At 30.4% G+C, this 21,431-nt stretch carries 13 protein-coding genes and 2 riboswitches; of the genes, 1 reads left to right on the top strand and 12 read right to left on the bottom strand.

Features of this window, described 5'->3' with window-relative positions:
- Positions 1–28: 28 nt before the first annotated feature.
- From hemA to CLOS_RS06800, 9 genes are all read right to left on the bottom strand, one after another.
- Positions 29–1,033: a glutamyl-tRNA reductase gene (hemA, locus tag CLOS_RS06840; protein WP_012159181.1), complete on the bottom strand. Its 1,005-nt coding sequence runs from the start codon at positions 1,031–1,033 to the stop codon at positions 29–31.
- A 622-nt stretch (positions 1,034–1,655) separates the two neighbouring features.
- Positions 1,656–1,854: riboswitch (cobalamin riboswitch) on the bottom strand.
- Positions 1,855–2,019: 165 nt separating this feature from the next.
- Positions 2,020–2,198, bottom strand: a riboswitch (cobalamin riboswitch).
- A 694-nt stretch (positions 2,199–2,892) separates the two neighbouring features.
- Positions 2,893–5,292: an excinuclease ABC subunit UvrA gene (gene uvrA, locus CLOS_RS06835; protein ID WP_012159180.1), complete on the bottom strand. Its 2,400-nt coding sequence runs from the start codon at positions 5,290–5,292 to the stop codon at positions 2,893–2,895.
- 16 nt (positions 5,293–5,308) lie between these two features.
- Complete coding sequence (locus CLOS_RS06830) at positions 5,309–6,400, bottom strand: HesA/MoeB/ThiF family protein (RefSeq protein ID WP_012159179.1); 1,092 nt, start codon at positions 6,398–6,400, stop codon at positions 5,309–5,311.
- Complete coding sequence (locus CLOS_RS06825) at positions 6,393–7,511, bottom strand: HesA/MoeB/ThiF family protein (protein WP_012159178.1); 1,119 nt, start codon at positions 7,509–7,511, stop codon at positions 6,393–6,395. Before CLOS_RS06825 ends, CLOS_RS06830 begins: the two co-directional genes overlap by 8 nt.
- Positions 7,498–7,968: a JAB domain-containing protein gene (locus tag CLOS_RS06820; protein ID WP_012159177.1), complete on the bottom strand. Its 471-nt coding sequence runs from the start codon at positions 7,966–7,968 to the stop codon at positions 7,498–7,500. Before CLOS_RS06820 ends, CLOS_RS06825 begins: the two co-directional genes overlap by 14 nt.
- Positions 7,969–8,043: 75 nt before the next feature.
- Positions 8,044–8,232 (bottom strand): hypothetical protein, encoded by a 189-nt coding sequence (locus tag CLOS_RS06815; RefSeq protein WP_041719078.1) that lies wholly within the window; start codon positions 8,230–8,232, stop codon positions 8,044–8,046.
- 365 nt (positions 8,233–8,597) lie between these two features.
- Positions 8,598–11,846 carry a hypothetical protein gene (locus CLOS_RS06810; protein ID WP_012159176.1) on the bottom strand — a complete coding sequence of 1,083 codons (3,249 nt, stop codon included), beginning with the start codon at positions 11,844–11,846 and terminating at the stop codon, positions 8,598–8,600.
- Between the two features lie 152 nt (positions 11,847–11,998).
- The gene (locus CLOS_RS06805; RefSeq protein ID WP_012159175.1) at positions 11,999–14,953 is read right to left on the bottom strand and encodes a type III restriction-modification system endonuclease; all 2,955 of its coding nucleotides are present in this window, start codon (positions 14,951–14,953) and stop codon (positions 11,999–12,001) included.
- A gap of 13 nt (positions 14,954–14,966) precedes the next feature.
- Complete coding sequence (locus CLOS_RS06800; RefSeq protein ID WP_012159174.1) at positions 14,967–16,937, bottom strand: site-specific DNA-methyltransferase; 1,971 nt, start codon at positions 16,935–16,937, stop codon at positions 14,967–14,969.
- Between the two features lie 1,268 nt (positions 16,938–18,205).
- On the opposite strand from CLOS_RS06800, the gene CLOS_RS06795 reads away from it, so the two are divergent.
- Complete coding sequence (locus CLOS_RS06795; RefSeq protein WP_041719073.1) at positions 18,206–18,442, top strand: hypothetical protein; 237 nt, start codon at positions 18,206–18,208, stop codon at positions 18,440–18,442.
- A gap of 89 nt (positions 18,443–18,531) precedes the next feature.
- Here CLOS_RS06795 and CLOS_RS06790 read toward each other — a convergent pair whose 3' ends face one another.
- The 3 genes from CLOS_RS06790 to CLOS_RS06780 are packed head-to-tail and all read right to left on the bottom strand — an operon-like array spanning position 18,532 to position 21,201.
- Positions 18,532–20,022: a molecular chaperone DnaJ gene (locus CLOS_RS06790; protein ID WP_012159173.1), complete on the bottom strand. Its 1,491-nt coding sequence runs from the start codon at positions 20,020–20,022 to the stop codon at positions 18,532–18,534.
- A gap of 21 nt (positions 20,023–20,043) precedes the next feature.
- Positions 20,044–20,709: a hypothetical protein gene (locus CLOS_RS06785; protein WP_012159172.1), complete on the bottom strand. Its 666-nt coding sequence runs from the start codon at positions 20,707–20,709 to the stop codon at positions 20,044–20,046.
- A 30-nt stretch (positions 20,710–20,739) separates the two neighbouring features.
- Positions 20,740–21,201, bottom strand: a complete 462-nt coding sequence (locus CLOS_RS06780) for a hypothetical protein (protein ID WP_012159171.1) — start codon at positions 21,199–21,201, stop codon at positions 20,740–20,742.
- Positions 21,202–21,431 lie beyond the last annotated feature (230 nt).

The raw sequence follows: 21,431 nt of genomic DNA, 5'->3' as shown, positions 1-21,431 counted from the left end.
ACCTAGACCTATGTCTACTAGCATATTTTCATATGCACCCTAACCCTTCCTTAAATAAACACCATTTATGATAATCGCAAATATATTTTTCAATAATTCTCTCGATTCCCTTGAGTTGTTGTGCATGATTTTTACTAATTTCATCTGCACCAATACCATCCACATCATATAGCTCTATGTTTGGTAGGTTTTTTATAGAAGGATCAATGTCTCTCGGAACTGCAAGATCAATAAAGAGCTTAGGAATTTTATCTATTTTTTTGAGATTTTCCATTTCTACGGTGTAATGTGGACTGAGGGTAGCACTAATAACCACATCACAATCTTTCATTTTTTCGTATCGATTGCTATAATCCACCGTATTTGCATTGAGGGGAATGACATTAGCATGGTAACGGTATTGCCTAAGGGTCATTGTAGCTCTATAACCATTCTCTATTAAAACATTTGTCATAAGCCTACCCATCTCACCATTCCCAATAACAAGGATTTCTCTTATATTCATCGTTTCTTGATCTTTTATTATTTTTAAGGCTTTATGTACTATAGAATTTTCTCTGCTGTTTAGAATTAATGTGGATTTTACCTTTTTTGCAGCGGCAATTGCGTTTCTAAACATAACTTCAAGATAGCTGTCAGCAGCTCTCATTTCTCTAGAAACAGCTATAGCATTTTTTACCTGAGTAATAATTTGATCTTCTCCCCAAATTTGGGATTTCACCCCACAAGCCAGCTGACACAGATGCTTGATTACTTCATCACCTTCTTTTACCCTATGTACTTTTTCATAAGGAGTAAAATCTATTCCTGCTGCATTGCATAAAACCTCAAATGGGTTGACACAGAAATCTTCTTCGCAAGAAATATAGATTTCTGTTCTGTTACAGGTTGATATAATAACTGTTCCATAAATCATAGTATCTTTTAATATGTTGCTATATACCTGTTTCATCATGGCCTTTGTAAACGAAAAGCCTTCTCTAACATCAATAGGTGCTAATTTATAATCAATTCCAGCCATTATTATATTCAAAATTGTTCCTCCAATCAGACATTGCAATAGCCAAAGCCATATCTTTTTTAACTACTGGCAAATATTTTAATACCGTCTGTAACATCAGGATTATTCGGTACCTCCTTCGTAACTGAAGGGGATACCATCCTCTATCATAAAGGCAAGTTTTTATACACTTAGCAATAGAACTTTAACTGTTGAAAGTGAACATCCAGCCAAAACCAGTTCGTTGCCGCTGTAACCACTGCAGTTGGTAGCTGTCGGTTGTAAATCTTCACCGCAGTACTTTACTACCTTTTACTATATTTCTATTTTCCATCATGTTCACTGCTGATGTTTAAGTGAAAATATTAAGTTTGAATTTAGGAGAATTGAAAAACTTAATGGTACTTTTATTAATCTTTATATAGAGGACCCTCCTTAAATAGATTTTTAGAATTAAAAGTAAAAAAACTCCTTAATATCAGTAATAGATACTGCGTTAAGAAGTTATGTTTAGATGTATTTCATCCCATAAGACCAGTATATAACCCATTATACTAGAGTGAAGATATGAATATAATAGGTCCTATTCAAACACAAACAGTGATTAAAATGTATAGTCTTCTACAAATAAACGCATTCTGTATCCTCGCAGAATCGTAGATCGTTTATCAAGGCAGGTTTTCTGGCTTATGGACCGACGTAACCCTTCGCCTTCCCAATATTTAGAAATATCAGTGACATTTTTGAAGGTTTCCTACTCAATTACAACAGTGGGACTGCGTGGGATTTAGACCCAATTCCCTTTCAAGTTGTTAATCTAATAGATAAACAACACCTTGGAGTATTTATTAAATTTTTATTTTGACTTCATTCATATCGATACCAAGTAATAGGTTTTAAATAGCATTTCCTCTTTTCTTTTTAAAATAGGATATAAATAAAAAAATCCAACCTGGAGGGTTAGATTTTCTTGAGCTGCTTACATTCTACAATAAAACCTTCCCCTCCGAAAGTTTATTGTAATTTCATGAATATAGGCAGGTCTCCTGGCTCACACATCAATCTACTTCCTCTCTCCCAAACAAATGGTGGATACTGAAGTTTTGTCCATGCACACAGTAGCGGGGGCTGCGACGGATTTTAACCGTACTTCCCTATTATCCTCTGTAAAAGAGGCACCTAAATTCTTATTTTGTTTTCTAATTTTTATATAGTATTATTTCACACATATTACTCTAATCAATTCTCTGTTAAAAGTCAAGTAGTTGAGTCAAGTTATTTACGTAAGAAGTGATGGCAATCATCATTCAAATAATTAATAAGTTCATTCAATTTTCAAAGTTTATATGCATATTCATGTTAAACTTAATGTGTAGGTTTTCTCCTGATTTTTAGTCTCTAGTGCTACAAAGTCACGCCTAAATCAATGTATACACAGATGCAGAAAAATTTATTGAAATATTGATTTGAAATTTTTTAGTGACAAAAAAAATCCAACAAAGAATGTTGAATTTTAAGTATAAGAGTAGATCTATAAGCCGAGTTCTGTATTGCTAAAAATGACTATTTTTCAATACTTTGCTGTGTCTTAATGTATTTTAATGTATTGAAAAATACAATTTTATAAGCATAGTAGTATTTTATCAAAACCAAGCATATTTTTATAAAACTTGTGGCACGGTGGCAAAATGGTGGCAAGTATTTAAGTTTTTAAATAAGATTATTTTAGTAAAAAACTCCACACCCTCTTCTTGAATAAACTGTAACTTAAAAGATATTCAAGAAGAGGATTTTTAAATGATTTCTTATCTATGTTTTATCAATTAAAAATCTATTCAAGTTTACTCCAATCTCTAAAGCTTCATTGAATACATCCTTATTTGATTTTGTTATTATTGAATAATTTTTATAATTTTTCTTAGTTTATTTGACACTGATGCTTTGTTATTTGCTGCTATATGTTCAGGGGTACCACAATCAATAATTTTACCACCATTTGGTCCTCCAACAGGCCCAATATCTATAATATAATCTGCGCATTTAATTAACTCCATATTATGTTCTACAACTACTATACTATTACCTCTATCTACTATTTCATTTAATAAGGCTATAAGCTTATTTATGTCATGTAAATGAAGTCCTACTGTAGGTTCATCTAGTATATACAAGTTTCCAGTAGCAGAATCGTTACTTAAATATTTTGCTAACTTAATTCTCTGCGCTTCTCCTCCTGATATTGTAGTTGCTGGTTGTCCTAGCTTAATGTATTCTAATCCAACATCGATTAAACACTTTAAAATACTAGATATACTTTTATTTTCGATAAAAAACTCATGCGCTTCTAAAACTGTCATATTTAAAACGTCTGAAATATTTTTCCCATTATAGTTTATTTCTAATATCTTTTTTTCATATCTCTTGCCTTTACATTCGTCACAGACAACATACGTATCTGCCATAAAGCTCATGTCAATTTTTACTTGACCGTCACCCTTACAACTTTCACATCTACCACCAGGAGTATTAAAACTAAATTCAGACTTTGAATACTTCCTTTTCCTAGCTAATTCAGTCTTTGAATATAAATCTCTAATAAAGTCGAACATTCCTGTAAAAGTTGCTACATTTGACTTTGGACTTCTTCCGATAGGTGTTTGATCAACTTTTATTACTTTGTTTATATTTTGTATACCTATAATCTCTTCACAATTAATATTTTTTTTGCGAGTTAATGAAGGCTCTAAAATATTATCAGTTAACGTACTTTTGCCAGCTCCTGAAACCCCAGTTACTACCACTAGATTATTTAGTGGTATAAAAAAATCCTCGCCTTTTATATTATTATATTTTGCCTTTTTAACTAATATAGATGCATTGCTATCTCTTTTTCTATGTGGAATGTTGATTTTTAGTTCTCCAGACAAGTATTTGCCAGTTAAAGATTCATCATGATTTTTAATTTCATCAGGAGATCCCTTGCCTACTATTTCACCACCATATATCCCACCGCCTGGTCCCATATCTATAAGATAATCAGCACTTAACATAATATCAAGGTTGTGTTCAACTAGTAAAATTGTGTTACCCATTTGTTTTAAATCCTTTAAGATGATTTCTATATTCTCTATATCATTGCTATGTAGCCCCATTGTTGGTTCATCTAGCACATAAAGCAAAGAAGACAAATTGCAAGCCAATTGATTTGCCAATCTTATTCTCTGTGACTCACCACCAGATAATGAAGGTATACTCCTATTTAATGATAAATATCCAAGTTGTAGCTTTTCTAAATTGGTTATTCTTTTTATTACTTCTTCACATATATCATAAATTATCTTCTTACATGTATTATCTGTAATTTGAATCAAATTAACTAACCACTGTTTTAAATCAGTTACTGTTTTGCTTTCTAAACTTGAGATATTCTCCCCATTTATTTTTACCTCTAGCATTTCATCCTTAAGCCTATCTCCATTACATCCATCGCACTTATCTTTTTTAATATATTTGTGTATGCTTTTCAACGTAGAAGGAGTATCAATATCCTCTAATTTCTCATTTAGTTCTCTAATTACTCCTTTAAACTCTACTTCCTTAGTTCTATAATTTTTTTTATAGTTTTTATATCTTACTTTAAATTTAGAGTCACTTTTACCATTTAGTAAAAATTCTAACTTATCATCGCTTAAATCTTTTATTGGGGTATTCATATCGATGTCATAATGCATACAAACCTTCTCTAATAATTTATCATAAAAATTATCAGATCCTTGATTCCAATATGATATAGCTCCTTCTTTTAATGTTCTATTTTTATTATCTATTATCTTATCATAATCTAAAACATACTTTTCTCCAGTACCACGACACATTTCACACCATACTTTAGGATTGTTATATGAGAAATCACCTTCTGTATAAAATTTATTTCTCTTACCAACTCCAACTCTAGAGAAAAGTAATCTTAAAAACCTTGAAATATCTGTTACTGTTCCAACATATGAACGTGGATTTCTATTAGTTTTTTTCTGTGAAATTGCTATTGCAGGTAATAAGTTACTTATCTTATATACATCTGGTTTAGGCAGTTTAGACGTTATACTCTCTAAGTTTATTGAAATACTTTCTAGAAACATCCTTTCACTCTCAGCATATATTGTATCAAAAACTAGTGAGGACTTTCCAGAACCAGATACTCCAGTAACTACAGTTATCTTGTTCACTGGTATTTCAACTTCAATATCTTTCAAATTATTCTCACGCGCTCTTATTATTTTTATATTATCCATATCAACTGTTCATCCCCTATGCGTATATACCTTCTTTTCCACACCAACTGCATTCTTCGTCCTTGCTAACATAATGATAATTTATATCCATGTTATAAATGCTAAATTCACCTCTTCTGTTTAGATTTGCTGGAGTAATCTTTTTAGTTAACAACTTAATTCCCTCCATTGCTGTCATACTTGCAATAATAGAACACATGGGTCCAAAACTTCCTATTTTTCTGTTTTTAACAGTTAATTTTTTAATGTTACTTTCATCTATATTATTCAGTCGACTTAACTCTTTCTCAAAGCACTTGACACAAGCACTTTCAAAAGGAATTATAGTTTGTCCCATCAAAGATATATGTAAGTTATATCCGCCCCCTATTATATGAGGTATATTATATTTCATACAGTACTCCCCCACCCAAGTTGAGGTTACATCTACACTTGGCTTATCTGCACAGTTAATTATTAAATCAACCTTATAGTCTAATATTTTCTCTAAATTATCTTCTTCCAAAAACTCATTGACTGTATTTATTCTTACATCTGATGAAAATTCTCTCAATCTTTTTTCAAGCGCATCAGTTTTTAATAATCCAACGTCATCCTCACCATAGCCAAATTGTCGATGAAGATTTGATATCTCAACTAAATCATTATCTATTAATGTAATATTTCCAACTCCATTCTGCACTAAAAGTGCACTTACCCAAGTACCTACAGCTCCTAGTCCAATAACTACTACTTTTGAATCTCTAATGTTGTTCCACATTTCCAATACGTCTTCCTTATTAGAAGAAAAATCTTCAATAAAGTTAATTATTCTTCTAAACTTGAAATAATCATCTAGTAAAACATCCGTGTTATCTTTTACTATTCCCTTACTCTCTAAGAAATTAATAAAGCTTATAAAATACTTACTAGTTTCTTCATCCATTTTGTAATTTTCAATTATTTCGTCTATGCTTTTTGTGCCATCTAATCCTAAAATCAACTCTAGTACTTTATCGCTATTAACTTTAACTCTAACCTGTTGTCTAGTATTTGTAAGAAAAAACTCTATTAATCTATCATCCAACTTAACAACTGATACTGATGATCTTAACTTAGGCTTATTCATAAGCTATCTCCCCGCATATTTTACAATTTTGATCTCTAACTAAATCTAAATAACTTATTTCCATACTTTTAAAAAGAAATTCTCCTCTAGTATTAGAGTACGATTTTATATCTATCAGTTCACAAATATATTTAACTATTTCGATTACAGCATAGCTAGAAGAAAATAAAGACATACTTGATAAGCCCCCTATTTCTAAATATCTATCTTTAATTGGATGCTCTTTAGGTTTCCAACCTTTAAGTACTTCTTTAAAATGATTTGCATAACAATCTACACAAGGGGTAATTCCAGGTATTATTAATTCTCCTGTACTTGCCAAATGAGCATCAAATCCTCCTGCAATAAAGTGAGCCTTTTTGTTTTTTGTACAGTATCTTGATATCTTCATAGAAGTGTATCCTATATATGGCTCATCTGCAGAGTTTATTACGAAGCTTGCCCTATCAAGCAAGTTGCTAATATCATTTTCTGGTGTCAATATATTATTAATTTTCTCTACTTTCACCTTAGAATTTATAGTTAATAAATAGTCTTCTAGTGCATCAGTCTTATTCAAGCCTATATACTTTTCTTTAAAGAACATATGTCTACTCACATCAGATTCTTCAACTGTATCGTAATCATATAAAATAAAGTTTTCTACTCCACACATTGCTAATTGTATTGCAATATCCCCACCTATTGCACCACAGCCAAATATTAAAATAGTAGAATTCTTTAACTTTACCTGTGCATCTACATAAGAATTATCGCCAATCAAGAAATCTGAGAAAAAATTTATTTGTCTATTATATCTTTCGCTTAATCCCTCTTCAATTTCATATCTATCATTATTTTTTACAATAATATTTAAATTGTAAAATTTACTAATAATTTCTTTCAAACCACTTATATCAATTTTTTTATTAAATTCTTTTTCTAATAACTTGTGAATTTCTCCGATGCTCTTAATTCCATCAATATTTTCGATCAATTTAATAATCAATGGTGAAACGTTAAATTGTTTTCTTAATCTTGTGCTCATGAAGTATACTGTGAGTAATTCATCATTAACGAGATATAAATCTACACCATTTCTTATTTTATATACATTATCAATAGCTATCATTTTTCTCACCTGCCTTTTTAAGTTCATTCCTCATTGAGAAATATTCACCATTATATCCCATAATCATGGAATCAATGAGTTTAATTCCTAGCAAATAACCAATTCTACCTATTTTTTTAGTAACTTCAATATCATATTGACTTGGCTCTAATAATCCGGAAGGATGATTGTGGCAAATTATAATTGAAGTAGCATTTGAAAGTAGAGCTATTTTAAAAATCTCACTTGGAACTACCTCTACGTTCTTATTGTTTCCTATATTTAATATAGCTACATTTATTGCATAGTTACTTGAATCTATACATAGTAGTGCTAATCTTTCTAAAGTAGCCCCGCCTATAAAGTCTTCAAATATAGGTCCAGCTTCATCTGCACTGTAAACATTTCTATCGGAAATTTTCAGATCATATTCTTTTATTATCTTCAATCGAACAACCGGTATCTCAGTAAATTCCATTTTAACATACTCCTTTTAAACCACAATATTACAAAAATATCTTCTGAATATATTCAGAAGATATTTTTATTTCAATTAATATTGGATGACACCTGCATTAATTTTTAAAAACTTTCCCCATTCTTCTTCTGTAGCCATTTTACAATCTCTTGTACAAACTCTAGTGCAACAATCTGACCTTGAGCCTGAACAACCTTCAGAATACTCTGCAAACATTTCTGAATCTTTTATTTCTTCAAATAAAAAATCGTCTTTATTCAACATTAAAACCTCCAATTAGTTAATTATTTCTTTCATTATACAATTTTTCCAGTTTTATATCAACCATTATTGATACTATGCCTACACTAAAATAGACTTCAGTATTGATCAGAAACAGTATTTTTCAATATTTCACTGTATGATAGAATAGCTTGTAACATTGAAAAATACAACTTTATAGAAATCATAATATTTTTTTCAGAACTAAGCATATTTTTATAAAACTTGTGAATCGGTGACAAGTGGTGACAGAAAATTTTATATTTAAAACTTATTATCTAGAGCAGGAGGAATAGTTTTCTCCTGCTTTATTAATTTTTATAGTCCTCTATAGATTTAGGATAAAATAATATCATTTTCCCAAATTTTTAACAGCCTCTCTTATCACTATTTCTACTCATCTTTTGTTTTCTCTTAATTAATTTCTCCACGAATAATTCTTTTCCAGTATTATTCACTGGTTTATCGAAAGGTGTTATCCCACTTATTAAAAATGCATCTTTTTCATTAATTTCAGATACATCTTTAATAATAATACTTTCACTTTTTTTTATAAATGCCAACTCATTTCTTAGTCTTTGAAACTTTAAATCTTCTTTTAAAATAGGAATAAATTTAAAAGTTTTATGTTTTGTTATAGCTTGCTTTAATAAACTCATATTAAAATCATTTTTTGCTTCCATCGTATGCAGACGATTTATATGATTTATAATAGTGGGTTTGCTTTCTTCATTAGGGTTCATACCAATAATATTTTCTCCTATAATTACTCTATACCAATAAGGATTATTCTTATCTATTCCTGTAATAATTCCAATGGTAATTTTGTTGGTTTTAGATTCAGCTTTCCATTTTCTGAAAATATCTAACCCCTCTTTTTTCCCAAATACTAACCCTACAATAGGTGGATGTTCAAATTCTCCGTCTGTCCAAACGCAAAGACCTTCCCATTTTGCCTCATCCCATAATGGTAGATAGATGATATCACTTATCTTAATTTTATCATGATGAACTTTAGAAAAATCTATTCCTTCAGGCAATTCCTCATACTTCACTTCCTTAATAGACTCTACATTTTCATGTTCCTCTTGATTTTCTAATTTATCATCCTGAAAAATACTTTTTTCTCTAATATTTTTGTATACCTTCATCCCTGTCGTTACTTTGTTCATAAAGAAAATATCTCCTTCATGAACAACAAATGTATCTAAAGTATTAGAGCAATTAATCGACCTGAACATAGCATTTTCTTCTTCAATAGATTTTTTTATTTTTTCTAACTCGGTTGATAGAGGCACTATCTGCGTAGTAAAAATGGCCAAAACAATATTTAGTTTTTCTAAAATCAAACCTCTATTTTTATGCTCTATCAATTCTTTAATATTTGAAATAGCCATCCTAATAGTGTTATCTTGTTTTGTAACTTGAATATCAAATTGATTTGCCTTAACTTCTACGATATTGATAACAAATTCCGAAAGCATAGGAATTATTTGATCTGAAATAGATGTTGCAAACATATTCTCCAACATAGCTAACAAAGTTGCTCCTAATTCTTGATGGAGATTATCTCTTCTAGTATTTACAATTACATCACAACCAATTATCTTTGTCTTTAACGTTACCTCATCAGATAAAAAATTTGTATCTAATAATTTCTGAAATTCATCTGAAGGCGGTTGTTCAAATAGCTTTTTCATAAATGCATCTAATGCTTCTTTTGATCCCATTGCTTGAACACAATCTTCATCATAATATCCCAGCATATATTTTAATGCAGCAGATGACATTATCAGTTCATTTTTACTTAAATGATCAGGTAACATTTCCAATTGTTCAATAGCACTTTGTTTCAAATTTAATAGTGCAATTGCTAATAATCCATCATATTGAAGATATCTTTCACTTTCCTTTTCATCATCGGTTTCATATGGATACAAATTCAATCCAATTAATTCTAATTCGTTGAACTGAAGTGAATGGTTAATTCGTCCTAAACGCAACTCTAAATATTTAAGTGATCTCATTGATAAAAACAAACCAGGAATAACATTCCCCTCATTAAAGTATAAATTAATCGACTCCATAAATGCTCTTACATAGTAACTTCTAGCACCCCACAACAATCCAATTTGCTGAAATGCTGCCCCTAGCTTTATTAAAGTTTTTATTAAGTCAACTTTAGAGCTTTCATGAAATAATTTAGTTAACGCTCTACTATAAAACTTAATAGCCTTATAAATATCACCATCTAGGTAGTCATCACCTCTGTTTAATAGTAATTGTGATGATTCGATATTTTGAGATTGTTTACCTAATAAATTAATTAGAAGCTCAAATAGTTCATCATATTTGGCATATCCTTTCAAAACAGGAAGTTCCAATATCTTTTTTAATTGGAATAGATCAATATCATTATTAAAATTTATGTCTTTAAGTATTTCAATATATTTTTCAACTACATTAGACCACATTTCTGGGTTTTGTAGTCGTACCATTTGATAATCATATTTAGCTAATTTTGCTCTTTTGGGGTTTTCCCTATCACTAATAAATTTATCAAACGAATCTACTAATAATTGTGTATGACTTTCCATATTTAAAATTGTCTTTTTTTCTTTACTATGATTACTAAATAAAGTAATCCATAAAGTGCTTAATTCTTTTAAGATAAAATAGTTTTCAATATTTTCCTTGTAAAGATTTTCAAGTTCAACATACTTATCATAATATACATCACGTTCCTCATACCACCAAAGCATTGTCCAACAATAATCATACAAAGCATTTGCATGATCATTCACACCGCCATACTTTTTAGCAAATCTAAGGTTTCTTTCCAAAACATTAATGATTGTTGTTTTATCAGTTTCTAGTTCCCTAAATATTTCAACAGATTCTTTTGATAATTTTATAATTCTTGCAGGTTTTAGCTGTTCGAGATTTTGTAGTTCTTTTTCTATTTCATCTAAATATCTTTTACGTTCTATATCTCTAGTACCTTCCTCTATTACATCATTTAATTCATCTGACATATTAAAAGCGGAGATTGCAAATTTTTGATTATCATTTTTAAATGTATTTTCTAATAACCATGTCCTATCTAAAATGCGTATATCTAATTGATGCTCTTTTCTTAATTCATCTTCCGCCTCTGCCCTTTTTTTATCAGATACAAATTGGTTTGTAATAAAAAATATTTTTGTATATCCTCTATCTTGTTCTTCATTTGTTCCAATAATTTTTTTTACATCAGATTTTAATTTTGGTTTCCAATCTTTTTTTGCACTAATGGCAAAAGCCCATCTTTCACTATGTGCCGAACTATTATATCCGTATAACCAAGTCTCTGCAATAGATTCAGAAACTGGGTAGGTTTCTGAATCAACTTTGCTATCTCCTCCTCCAGTTGGTCCTGTTTGAGGAAGCAAATTAGGACAAATAGTTGCTTCAATTATCTTACGGCAAAAATCTTCAAATTCTTTTTCCTTACTTTGACTTGTCAATGACTCTAAAAAATACGAAAAGAATTCCTTTGAAAGTTTTCCAACTTTTATAGTTTTTGAATCCGAGAATAAATCGGGATGAATTTTTTTATAAAATGCCTTCTCATTCATATAGGGTTTGTACCTCCTTGAATAGATTCGAATACTCATTTCTTATAGTTAAGATTATAAACAATGAAACCCTCAATTACTACTTTGACTTTAGTACTTATTTCATCCATTTATTTTTAATCTAATACTAAAGCAAATTCTATTTTTATACTTTAACTTGATAACAACTCATCAATAATACTCTTCATCTTCTTACTCTTAAGCTGGGTTTCAAACTTTACTTCATATCCATCAAGCTTAAGCTGTTCAAAGAATACTTTAGCACTATTGATTTTATCCTCTTCTATCCCTCTAAGTACATTTTCATTTTCTACATCCTTGGTTTCTACTACAACATTTAATTCTTTACTACCATCTTTCTTTTTTACCACATACATAAAGTCCGGACTGTAGGTTCCTCCGTTAATAGTAGGAATTCGAATGCTATTTCTTGGAATTTTACCAAATACAACAACCTCATCAATTTGACTTTGTATATTATCTTTTTCTAGTTCCGAATCGTAAGCAATTGCATCATATAAGTATTTATCCATAGCTTCACCTGGTACTATTTTTGTACCTATTCGACCCTGAGAAATAACATCTTTAGGTGTACCGTCTTTATTAGTTAAAGGGGTAGGATGTATAGGTAAGCTCGTCTTTTTATAACTGAATCTTCCTTGTAAATTTTGAGTCTTCCATACCTCAAAACTATTAATCAAATTTGCTGCAGAATATTCATTAAAATATTTATCTTCTATTGAGTGCTCCTTAGAAAATTTAACTATAGCTTTATGAATAGCTGTAATAGGAAGATTTGTTCCCTCGTTTACTCTTCGTAAAAATTCAAAGTAAGGTAATGGTTTTTCTAAGGTATAATAAACCCCTGCACTTTCACCTATAACCATACCATTCTCACTGCCTCGTACAATGTCTCTTTTACTTGCAATTATTACATCTGTAAAGACATCCTTTTTTAATAATTCTACTAGCTGCTCTTCAATAAATTCTTCTTCTAGCTTTTCATAGTATATAAAATATTTTTGATTTAAAATTTCCCATAGCTCTTTTAATTCAGCATAATTACTTTTTCTAATTTTCACAGGCTGAGGTTTATTTTTATTACTGTCCTTAACTTTACCTTTGTTTAGACCTCCTACAAAATCAAGATATTCTTCTATAAACTCATCTTTCTTCTCTACGTTAACCTTTTTATTTCTATCTATATATTTTTTAGTTAAAAGCTCTAAGAATAAATCGTCAGGATCAATGCGTAGTTTTTTGGCAACCTTTTCTATATCCTCATCCGTAAGCACAAGAATTTCAGGTAATTCACTATTAATTTGTCTTACTAATTCTTCTGCAAAGTCTCTTTCAGTAAAGTCCACAATATAATTTAGAAAGAATTCTTCATTAGAGATTCGATTACCAAATTCATCTACCGGAAGTCTTAATCCTCTACCAACCTCTTGAAGTTTACTGTTTTCACTACCACTAGATCGTAGCTTAGTAATGGTAAAGATATTAGGATTATCCCAGCCTTCCTTTAATGTCCATTTAGAAAATAAAAACCTTCTCGTATTATAGCTTCCATCTTCATTTTTAATGGATAGTAATTTTTCCTTTTGAAATAGTATTTCATTTACTTCTTGAGCTATAGCCTCATCTGAATCACTATTATCCTGTGCAAAATATCCAGCATGAGTAGCGTCAATATCCTTCTTAGAAGCCAAGAGGTAGTTTTTATACTCCTCACTATCAATTTCAGTAAGGCTGGATAGTTCCATATCTATTTTTTCTTTTAATAATCTTTCAAAGGTGTTTTTTAAGTATGTTTCCTTGCCAGTTTTCTCATCTTTCCTATAGGAGTAAATATCATCTATAAAGAATAAAGCTAGGGTTTTAATCTTAAATTTTCTATTAAAGTTTTCTTTCTCCGTTTCGAAATGGCGTTCTAAAGCGAGCTTAATCATTTGCTCTTGATAGGAAGAAGAATAAATATCAGTAGTAAATTCTTCTCCTTGATATTTAATCTGGCCATTAGATAACTCAATAAAATTTTTACCAATACCAGTAATATAAACGCCTTCGAATGATGAAGTAATAATAGACAAAGGTTCATCCTTTGCTAAAGTATGAGTAATGGTTTTTTCGCCTTCTTTAATGTATTGAATATTAACAGAAGTCTTATTATTAACAGATACAATTTTTACCTTATCTTGTTTTTTGGATATTGGCTCAAAATGCTCTTTACTTACTCCTTTGATCAGATTTTGATTAAAGGCATCGCAGGAGCTTAGATTATATAGTAAATTATAATAATCTTTTACAGTTTGTTTCTTCCTTCCTACTTTAACTTCTCTATCTGGGAAAGTAGCCCCAAATCGAATAATCATTTGAGGTTTAACATTATTTTCAATAAACTCAAAGGTCTTCTGATCCCTAGCAAATCTGTGAGGCTCGTCTATAATTACAACTGGTTTAGTAGCTTTCATAGCATCACTTGGTTTATAAAAACCTTCTACACCATAATCATAATCGTCCCGAACTAACATAGACCCTTTTCTATCTTGCAATAGGTGCATATTCGTAAGAAGTACATGGATTTTGTTAGTAACTTGATTGGAACCACTAACAAATTCTCTTACAGGTGAGGGGAAAAAGTTTTTTCCTTTCTTTGTTTTCTTCGACTCTAAAACATGTAAATCAATTTCCGAATAATATCTTTGAGTTTCTCTAAAGTGATGTTTTACATATGGGGAATTAATAAACTTCTGAGTACCAGCTTTAATTGCCAATGAAGGTACAACAATAATAAATTTATTAAAACCATACCTTTTATGAAGCTCAAATATAGTTTGGGTATATACATAGGTTTTACCTGTTCCAGTCTCCATTTTAATATCTAGGTTAAGATAATCTTCTATCTCATTACTTCCCCTCATGGAAGGATGTATTTCTTTCTGAACTTCTTTAATATTTTCTTTAACAATACCACTGTTAATATCAAAGGAAGGATTCATATAGGATAGACTAGGCTTTGTAATTTTTACACCTTTAAAAACTGTATTGATGGCATCGATAGCCTTTTGCTGATGGGGCAAGTCCCCCTTTAGTATTAAGTCCATTTCCTCACCTCCATTAATATCGTGTAATGACGTTAACTTTTAGATTTTTCTCACTGTTATTTAATTGCTTAATATTGTTTTCTAGCATTTGAGTTAGCGACCAGCTAATAAAACTGTATCCAAATAACACTATATTTTCAGGGTTAAAGTCTCCTTCTTCCTCAAACTTTTCTATTAGTTTGGTAATAGAAGCATCCTTAATATCAGGGTTAACCATATATAAATGTTTTTTACATAGATATGCTGTATACCCTTCTAAATCAATAACTTCCATAGGAGGATTGAATCCATATCCATCCTTTACTGCCCAGGTACTTAAGATAGTTGCACTACCAAATTCATCTAATATGGTTTTATCTGCTATAAAAGCATTAGGGTCAAAACTTTCTAATTTATCTAATGTATTTTGATTGGGTTCTATAAGCTCATAGTGTTTAAATCCGTAATCAATATCTACCTTTGTTTCTTCTTTTATTTTCTTTGCAGCACGTTTAATTCTTTCAATTCCAATCTGATTTATTGTCCGATATCCTGCCTTATATGCCTCACTTTTTTCTTTAACTTCTTCTGGCAGCTGCACCATGATATATTTTCTATTACCACCATCTTCAGCATTTAACTGCATAACTGCATGGGCTGTGGTGGCGGATCCTGAGAAGAAGTCTACAATGATAGAATCTTTGTCCACTCCAACAGCTTTAAATATAGTGTTTAGTAAATCTACATCTTTAGGATTGGTAAAATGCTTTCCACCCATTAATTCATTTAGTTGTTTTGAAGCTACCCTTCCATCTTTATACTTAATACTTGTCAAACTTTGATATTGAGTATTTTTAAGATACGTTTTGTTGTTTGGAATTGTTGTTTCGTCTTTTCCAAAATGAACTAATTTTTCTTTTATTCTTTGCTTCATAGTTTCCTCTGGGAATCTCCATCCACTAGCAGGTTCTTTGCAAACTTTTCCTGTAACTGGATGAATTACATCATATCTATATTGTCCAAAATTAGGACCTGAAATATTATCTGGGAAGTATACTCCGTTCTCATCCATCCAAGTATAATGCTTGCTAGCATATATAGGATTTGATTCAGGGAATTGCTTAAACCAATTAAGGGCTTCTTTATGTATTTCTTCCCAGTTATCGCCATGCTTCTTTTTAAATTCGTCAAAAGCCTTGAAAATTTCTTCTAAGCCCTCTTTTTTCTCATTCCATTCTCCACTATTTAAATCTTTATTTTTAACGAAACTAATTATATATTCATGTTGAATAGAAATAAATGCTTGATCATTTTTACTGCTATTCTTCCAAATAATTTCACCTGAATAGTTTTCCTCACCAAATACCTCATCACATAATAATCGTAAATTACTATGTTCATTTTCATCTATAGATATAAATATAACTCCATCTTCTTTCAATAAATCTTTTGCAAGTAATAATCTAGGATACATAAAAGTAAGCCAAGCTGAGTGAGAGGCAGAACCCCTATTGGTCATATCAATAATTCTTTGAGCTTGTCCCTCATCTAAACTTAATCTTTCCATTAATTGCTCTACTGTAAAGTTAAACTTATCGTTATAAACAAATCCATCGCTTCCAGTATTATAAGGCGGGTCTAGGTAAATGCATTTCACCATCCCACTATAGGATTTTAGCAAATGCTTTAGTGCATCTAAATTGTCTCCACTAATATATCCATTCTCACTATTTTTATTTTCTTCTTTTTCATTATGTTCTAAGTCTGGTTTAATAACTGTAGTAGTATCAATAGAGGCTAGAAGTTTTGCATAGCTTTTTCCTAAAAAGTTTAGCTCGTAACCTTCGCTTGTAACGTCTACTTTATCCTTTAATTGCTTTGAAAATTTTTCAATATCAAAACTACCATCTTTTTTAAAGCAACTTGGGAAATGTTCTTTTAGTACAGCTATTTCTTTATCATTTATATTAATCTTCTCATTAGACTCTAATGTTTGTTTAATCACTTCAATTGCCCCCTATAAAATTCTTAGTTGTTATTAATTATCTCTTTCGATTTTACCCTTTTGTTTTCTTTAATTTACTGTGCTATTCTTACTTTATCAAAATTTTAAAATGGTATCAATCAATTTAAAGTTATATTACTAGCTGCAGCATAATAAAACTTGAGAATTTATATATCTTAACATTAATTACTTTCATTTTTTAATTGGTTCTGTCGAGACTGGAACAGTCTGTAGCTACCCTAAAGGAATGCTACAAAAAGCTACAGTATGTGGGAAGGAGCGGTGGGCAAAGTAGAATATATAGTTTTGAGTACAGAAACTATTACTGATACAAATAAAGGACCCGAAAGAACAATCTTCTGTATGAATGGAGTAAAAAATATGTAAACAGAGCTATGTTTACATACTTTTTATGGAATGAACTAGGAAGTTTGTTGACCCTAAAGGAGGGGCTAATATAGCCTACCCTAATAAAGACCCTAGAGGAATACAAAGATAAAGACCCAGTAAATAGGCCACGTAATGCATGTGGGCAACTTGCTACGGGACTTGCTATTATAAGTTGTCCATCATGCACAACCCTCGGAGCTGCACCCTAATTATTAGTAGCAGTAGTAGTAAACTTTGTGGGTATGTGGGTAGCCTCTATAGAAACCACTCTGACTGGCTGTCCATCATATCCACAATGTAGGTGGGATGCATGGCATCCTTACATTTTGGACCATAGCGTTAGACAGTAAACCTAAAGACCCTAAGGTAATTCTATAAAACATTATAAAAAGCTAACTTTTCTATCACCTCATATACCCTAACTATTCACTAAATGTTCGTTTAAAGAAAGCGGAGCGGTAGTTGCGATTTTTGCAACTATTTTTTAAACAAGACATTTAGGGAAAGCGTAGCGTTAGTTGGGATTACGAAGGTAGAGCATTATGGATCATGATTTCCCCAAAGATAGACCTAGCGACTGGAACAATCTGTTTTAGCCCTAGAAACTGGCCCCATATAAAAACAGTTTGTGGAAGGAGCGGCAGCAAAGACCCGAAAGTTGGCAGGGAAACTTACGCAGTCGGCTGTAAGACTATCTAGAACCACCCTATATGCAGCTGACTGCGGAAGTAAAAGACCCTCAGAGAATGACTAAAATAAAGCTAACAGAGACGATCTTAAATTAAGACCTACAAAGACTAGCTCAGCGACTGGAACAGTCTGTATCGCCCCGTCTAACATAGCTTTGATTTGAATAAAAAGGTGGCTTTTATGAACGTATGGTAATAACAAGCCACATATCTTATGCACTAAATATATTATTTTTTAAATACCCGATACAGTCTGTGGAAGGAGCGGGTAAGCAATTTACCCTAAAGATAGACCCAGCGACCGTAGTAATCTGTTTTTCATCTATAATATCTAATACATCTATAAAAATAGAAAAACAGTTTGCAAAGGGAGCGATAGCAAGGACCGGTCAGATGGCAGTAAAACTTACACAGTCGGCTGCATGACCACATAGAACTACCCCAAAGGCAGCGGACTGTGTTAGTAATTAAACATATCTTACTTAACTTATTTATGAAATGTATAAATCAGCATATCAACTGAACTGTTTATTTACTATATACTCAATTTCATCTATCTCCATTGTAATGAATTCCATAAATCTATTATTAATCGGAGTATCTAGAACCTCATCTTCTATGGTACTGTACTTTCTTATAAGATCCAGTCTTTTAGCTCGAGTTTCCTTATCTAAGTTTAGTAAAATATTTAATGCCTCTAGTATTTTATTAGAATAGTGTTGGACTGACTTGTTATCTCTAAAAATACTGATAATAAGTTTAATTTCATCAGTTATTTTAATACAAAGTTCATAATTCCAGCATTCAAAAATACAATTTAAATAACTATAAAGCCTAACAAATGCATATTTTCTAATAAGAGCCAAGCTAGATCTTTCAGAGAAAATTTTAAAGTACTCCCATTGTTGTAACTTAGATAGATCTCTTAGGTCACATTGAAAATATTTTGGTTCAGGTATTAATTGTCCACCTCTATAATTTGATAATTTTTTAAATATTTTTTCCTCATTGGCGAGAGGAATTATAAATGAATTTTCAGATAAAATAGTCTTTAGTTTCTCTTCAGTTTCTTTTTTGCTAACCTCTGCCTTACTAAATTTACTAATATACTGATTATATTTTTGTTTGGATATAATTCCTAATCTAGCTGCATTATCAGCTTGAATTATATGGTTAATTACAACTCTTGTTTTTTTATTATTTTCTAAGTTATCTATTAATTTATTGATACTCTTTATATAATAATCTTTGATTCTACTTTCTATATTTTCAACAAGTGTTTGACTGTACTCCAATAGCTCAAAGGCCTGATCTTTAAAGTTGATATCAGGAAGCATTCCGCATATACTAATAGCCAAAGAACATTCATAGTAATTATATGGATCTTTAAACGTTTCATTAAATATATCGTTTTCAATAGCTTCTTTCATACAGTAGTAAGCACCATCTATATTCCAACTATCTAATAATATATTAATTAAATCAATGTAAGCGTAATAAACATAATCTTTTGCATACCTTATCCTCTTTTGATTATCTCTACTTTCTATTTTAAATGCTATTAATTTGTGAAATTGTGTGTAGGCTTCATTGATTATTTGCATATCCTGAGTATTTCCCCCTATATCAGGATGATGCAACTTTACAGCCGTTAAATACGATTTTTTCAACGTATCAAAATTCAAAGGATCTTTGATTTTCATCAAATCAAAACCCTTTTTATTTATTCGTTTAGCTTGATTTATTAATTCTTCATTTACATTTAATTTAACATCATTTATTTCTTTAAAAATATACTTATCTAATGATTTTAGGTTGCCTTCATCTTTTGACAATTCTATAAAGGATGTTAAACATGGAATCATTTCAAAGTAAAAGTTTCTTTTATCATTCATTATCTTTAAAGATTTTAAGTAACTCGTTTTCTCTTCAAGATCAAAGTATTTTGAGATTATTGGATTATCTAAAAATCCATATTGATTTTCAGCTAGAATTTCTCTACTCATATATACACCGCCAATATTTATTTAGATAATTTCTTTCGTATTACTTTGACCTATACTTTCTACCAAGAGCATAGCAGAAAACATATTGTGTATTAGTCGATAAAAAATTTCATCTGCTTTATCTTGATTATACAAATCATCTATGTTTATTTTAGAAATAACTGCCCAATCTTTATTTTCATAATGTAATACCTCTTGTCCAAATTCTTCTATGAAGAAATCCCTTCTTCTCAACTTTTCACTACGATTACTCTTTAGTCCTCTATATAGCCTACAAATCGCACCAGGTCCAGCTAGATTAGTAACGTTTTTTAAAATGTATATATCTTTTTCATCTTTTACTGTTTGAGATAACTCAATCTGAAAACAAAAATCATGAAACTTACTAGACCCTAATGTAATATGAGAATTTTTTAACCTTGGGTTGGTGCCCCACTCCCCTACGTTTACAAATGCATTGTACTTTTTTTGGTTGCATTCTAATACATCAAATCCATTATCTTTATTTAATAAATAAAATTCACTCATTTCATAAGGATAATGGTGTTCTGTATCATTACTCTCACTTACCCCTGAAACTGATAATAAAAAATCTCCTACTTTCAACTCTATATTCTTGTATAGCCAAGTAGATTCTAATATCTCCTTTATTCTATCTGCTTCGTTTTGATTAATTAACTCGTACAAGTTTATACCCCCTAAGAATTATAGTCCCTGTTATTTAGTAGCATTACTTATATTAATATTTCCTGCTAAAATACTTTTAGCTTTATTACTTATGTTTACATTTCCATATAACTTGCTCTTAGAAAAAATATATCTATTAGTTTCAGAAGAAACTTTTTTCATATACCCCCTACCTCCTTCTTCTTTTAAATGTACATTGTTTGCTAATCTAAGTTCATATTCTATACTTCCTAGTTCATTATTAATAGGCATAAATAAGTAAATACTATCATAAATCTCATCTGAACTTATACCCCTACTACCTGCAATACGCACTTTAGAAACTGTAATTTTATCCATATTAAGTATTTCATCTATATCTTTATCTTTCCCTTCCGTAATTACATATGCATATTCATTAGTAATAGCAAATTTATACTCTAAGTCAGATTTCAAATTTTCCAAATTAATCCCTAACAAAACGCTGATTTTTAGCAGTTCGTCTGCCGACATAGTGTTTCTATCTAATTTAGTTGTAAAAGTCTTATAGTTAATCCCTAATTTTTCTGATACCCAAGATATTGTCCTTCCTTCTTCTTTAATACAATTTTTAATATAATCTCCTAATTTAATTATTAAAATCTCCTCCCTAATTCCCTTATTGTAATAGATTATATGAAATACTAACTATTCTGTCAAATTAGAATCTTTATACCAAAGAAAAAAATCTTAAATATGAAGAC

The sequence above is a fragment of the Alkaliphilus oremlandii OhILAs genome, from assembly GCF_000018325.1.
Lineage (GTDB): Bacteria > Bacillota > Clostridia > Peptostreptococcales > Natronincolaceae > Alkaliphilus_B > Alkaliphilus_B oremlandii.
Note: the sequence above shows the minus strand (reverse complement) of the source record. Positions and strands in the feature narration are given on the sequence as shown.

What these genes read in the sequence shown, in the direction of transcription:
- uvrA (WP_012159180.1), bottom strand. Translation starts at nt 5,292, where the DNA reads ATGGATAATATAAAAATAATAAGAGCGCGTGAGAATAATTTGAAAGAT.
- CLOS_RS06830 (WP_012159179.1), bottom strand. Translation starts at nt 6,400, where the DNA reads ATGAATAAGCCTAAGTTAAGATCATCAGTATCAGTTGTTAAGTTGGAT.
- CLOS_RS06825 (WP_012159178.1), bottom strand. Translation starts at nt 7,511, where the DNA reads ATGATAGCTATTGATAATGTATATAAAATAAGAAATGGTGTAGATTTA.
- CLOS_RS06820 (WP_012159177.1), bottom strand. Translation starts at nt 7,968, where the DNA reads ATGGAATTTACTGAGATACCGGTTGTTCGATTGAAGATAATAAAAGAA.
- CLOS_RS06815 (WP_041719078.1), bottom strand. Translation starts at nt 8,232, where the DNA reads ATGTTGAATAAAGACGATTTTTTATTTGAAGAAATAAAAGATTCAGAA.
- CLOS_RS06810 (WP_012159176.1), bottom strand. Translation starts at nt 11,846, where the DNA reads ATGAATGAGAAGGCATTTTATAAAAAAATTCATCCCGATTTATTCTCG.
- CLOS_RS06805 (WP_012159175.1), bottom strand. Translation starts at nt 14,953, where the DNA reads ATGGACTTAATACTAAAGGGGGACTTGCCCCATCAGCAAAAGGCTATC.
- CLOS_RS06795 (WP_041719073.1), top strand. Translation starts at nt 18,206, where the DNA reads ATGGTAATAACAAGCCACATATCTTATGCACTAAATATATTATTTTTT.
- CLOS_RS06790 (WP_012159173.1), bottom strand. Translation starts at nt 20,022, where the DNA reads ATGAGTAGAGAAATTCTAGCTGAAAATCAATATGGATTTTTAGATAAT.
- CLOS_RS06780 (WP_012159171.1), bottom strand. Translation starts at nt 21,201, where the DNA reads ATGTCGGCAGACGAACTGCTAAAAATCAGCGTTTTGTTAGGGATTAAT.